The sequence below is a fragment of the Pseudonocardia pini genome (assembly GCF_013870575.1).
GTDB classification, from domain to species: domain Bacteria; phylum Actinomycetota; class Actinomycetes; order Mycobacteriales; family Pseudonocardiaceae; genus Pseudonocardia; species Pseudonocardia pini.
Genome location: NZ_JACBXB010000716.1, coordinates 1 through 2,850 on the forward strand (window position 1 = coordinate 1; position 2,850 = coordinate 2,850).

Sequence of the window (2,850 nt, forward strand, 5' to 3'; positions counted from 1 at the left end):
CGCACCTGCGTGCCCGGCTCACCGCGCTCGGCCCCGCCGCGACCCTCGCCCGCGGGTACGCGATCGTCCAGCGGGTCACCGGCGACGACGTGCTGCCGGTCCTGCGCTCGGTCTCGGACGTGACCTCCGGGGACCCGGTCCGGATCAGGGTGGGCGACGGCGTCGTGCACGCCTCGGTGCAGGATGTCCCCGATGCCTGACACCCCCATCGGAGAGCTCGGCTACGAGCAGGCCCGCGACGAGCTGGTCGAGGTCGTGCGCGCCCTGGAGGCGGGCGGCCTGGGCCTGGACGCCTCGGTCGCCCTGTGGGAGCGCGGCGAGGCGCTGGCCAAGCGGTGCGAGGAGGCCCTCGCAGGCGCGCGGGAGCGCGTGGAGCAGGCCCTCGGCGAGGCGGACGACTAGCCGGGAGCGGTGGGACTAGTTCTGCTCCGCCCCCGGCGGGAGGAGCTGCCCGGCCGCGGCGGCGTCGGCGAGGGTGCGGAATTCGTCGTCGGCCGCGCTGCCCGTGACCAGCCAGCGGACGCCGTCCGGCGACGTCGTCACGCGGAAGGGCTCGCTGCCCTCGGCCTGGTAGACGACCCACTGCAGGCCGCCCGCCTCGACGACACCGGTGCCCGCGGGCGGGCCGCCCTCCGTGGCGAGCAGGCCCTCCTCCGAGCCGTCGCTCTGCACGAGCCGCAGGTACCGGCCGCTCGGGGCGAGGTACCCCACTCGGACGGCGGTGCCGCCCTCGGCCACCGGGCCGCGGTCGGTGGAGTTCGCGCGCCAGCCCTCCGGCAGCGCAGGGACCCGGAGCGGGAAGACGGACGACTTCGCGAACTCGGTGAGCTGGGCCGGTGCGTCGACCTGAGGGGCGGAGTCCGGGTCCACCGTGGGGCCGCCCGGCGAGAAGCTGCAGGACCGCACGCCGCCACCGACCAGGGCGATCACCAGCAGGATCACCAGCGCGCCCAGCATGTCCCGCACGCGCAGGGACCCGCGGGACGGTTTGCTCGGCGGCTGCGGGGAGGACGGGTCGGTGCTCACGCCTCCATGGTGCTCCACGCAGGTGGAGCGTGCGGAGCCGACCGTCGGCACGGAGACGGAGCCTGCGGAGTCGACCCATCGGCACGGAGACGGAGCCTGCGGAGTCGACCCATCGGCACGGAGACGGAGCCTGCGGAGTCGACCCATCGAGGCCGCATGGCGTCCGTCGCTCTCCGCCCCGCCCGGGCCCGGGTTCTGCGAGGATCGGTCGAACCCCGCCGCACCGCTGACCCGGTGGACCGCGCGAGCAGACGAGAGAACCGAGCCAAGGAGGCCCGATGACCGTCCCCAAGCCCGAACGACGTCGCGAAGCACCGGACCGCAACCTCGCCATGGAGTTGGTGCGGGTCACGGAGGCGGCCGCGATGGCGGCGGGGCGCTGGGTCGGCCGCGGCGACAAGAACGGCGGGGACGGCGCTGCCGTCGACGCGATGCGCCAGCTCATCGGCACCGTCTCGATGCGCGGGGTCGTGGTGATCGGCGAGGGCGAGAAGGACGAGGCGCCCATGCTGTTCAACGGCGAGCAGGTGGGCAACGGCGAGGGCCCCTGGTGCGACGTCGCAGTGGACCCCATCGACGGCACCACCCTGATGGCGAAGGGCATGCCCAACGCGCTGGCCGTCCTCGCGGTGGCCGAGCGGGACGCGATGTTCGACCCGTCGGCTGTGTTCTACATGGAGAAGATCGCCGTCGGGCCGGACGCGGCGGGCTCGATCGACATCACGAAGCCCGTGGGGGACAACATCCGCGCGGTCGCGAAGGCCAAGGAGATCGACGTCCGGGACGTCACGGTCACTGTTCTCGACCGGCCGCGGCACCAGCAGCTGATCGAGGACGTCCGGGCCACGGGCGCACGGATCCGTTTCATCTCCGACGGCGACGTGGCCGGCGCGATCGCCGCCGCGCGGCCGACCACCGGCGTCGACATGCTGGTCGGCATCGGCGGCACCCCGGAGGGGATCATCGCCGCGGCCGCGCTCAAGTGCATGGGCGGGGAGATCCAGGGCAGGCTCTGGCCGAAGGACGACGAGGAGCGCTCGAAGGCGATCTCCGCAGGTCACGACCTGGACCGGGTGCTCACCACCGGCGAGCTCGTGACCGGCGAGAACGTGTTCTTCTGCGCCACCGGCGTCACGGACGGGGACCTGCTGCGCGGCGTGCACTACCGCGCGGGCGGATGCACCACGCAGTCGATCGTGATGCGGTCGAAGTCCGGCACGGTCCGGATGATCGACGGCTACCACCGCCTCACGAAGCTTCGCGAGTACGCCTCGGTGGACTTCGACGCCGAGGAGCGCGACGCCGAGGACCGCCCGCTCCCCTAGTGTCCCTCGAACGGCACTCTCGGGCGGCCTGTCCGCACGGGAGTGCCGTTCGTGCGTCGGCAGCCGGTGCAGCGGCGCAGACCTTCTTCGGGGGCCGGGCCCGGCGGCAGCGCGGGGATGCGGCCTTCCGCAACGGAGGCCGGCGCGGGGCCGTGCCCTGCCCCGCGCCGGATCAGGCACGCGCAGGTGCCCGCTCCACTGTCCGCCGCCCCTCCGGCGGCTCGGGTTCCATCCTGGTCCAGGCCGCCATCCGGGTTCATCCACAACTTTACGTATCCATCGACTGGACCGAACGGGCGATCAGCTCGGGCCCACGAGGCCCAGTCGCTGGGCCCGGAGGACGGCACTGAGCCGGTCCGCCACCCCGAGCTTGCTGTAGCAGCGTTCGAGGTGCTTGTGCACGGTGCGCTCCGCGATCCCGAGCCGCCGCCCGATCGCCCCCGCGGTGTGTCCCTGGGCGAGTTTGGACACCCTGGAGCACACCCTGCGGGGGTGAGGG

The 2,850-nt window shown here is 73.5% G+C and carries 4 protein-coding genes and 1 pseudogene; 3 read left to right on the forward strand and 2 right to left on the reverse strand.

What is annotated here, in order from left to right:
• Both H5J29_RS27690 and H5J29_RS27695 read left to right on the forward strand, forming a co-directional pair.
• Window positions 1-200, forward strand: a pseudogene (locus H5J29_RS27690) (exodeoxyribonuclease VII large subunit); the annotation flags it as partial.
• Complete coding sequence (locus H5J29_RS27695; RefSeq protein ID WP_181783933.1) at window positions 193-402, forward strand: exodeoxyribonuclease VII small subunit; 210 nt, start codon at window positions 193-195, stop codon at window positions 400-402. The pseudogene H5J29_RS27690 and the gene H5J29_RS27695, both read left to right, overlap by 8 nt.
• Before the next feature lie 15 nt (window positions 403-417).
• On the opposite strand, the gene H5J29_RS27700 is transcribed toward H5J29_RS27695, so the two are convergent.
• Window positions 418-1,026 carry a DUF4245 domain-containing protein gene (locus H5J29_RS27700; RefSeq protein ID WP_181783934.1) on the reverse strand — a complete coding sequence of 203 codons (609 nt, stop codon included), beginning with the start codon at window positions 1,024-1,026 and terminating at the stop codon, window positions 418-420.
• A 278-nt stretch (window positions 1,027-1,304) separates the two neighbouring features.
• Here H5J29_RS27700 and glpX point away from each other — a divergent pair, with 278 nt between their 5' ends.
• Entirely contained in the window at window positions 1,305-2,351 is a 1,047-nt protein-coding gene (gene glpX / locus H5J29_RS27705; RefSeq protein WP_181783935.1) for a class II fructose-bisphosphatase, read from the forward strand.
• A gap of 300 nt (window positions 2,352-2,651) precedes the next feature.
• Here glpX and H5J29_RS27710 read toward each other — a convergent pair.
• On the reverse strand, window positions 2,652-2,850 hold a 199-nt coding region (locus H5J29_RS27710; RefSeq protein WP_181783936.1), incomplete at its 5' end, for a response regulator transcription factor.

Excerpts from the sequence above, each read along its gene's own strand:
- H5J29_RS27695 (WP_181783933.1), top strand. The coding sequence starts at position 193 with ATGCCTGACACCCCCATCGGAGAGCTCGGCTACGAGCAGGCCCGCGAC.
- glpX (WP_181783935.1), top strand. The coding sequence starts at position 1,305 with ATGACCGTCCCCAAGCCCGAACGACGTCGCGAAGCACCGGACCGCAAC.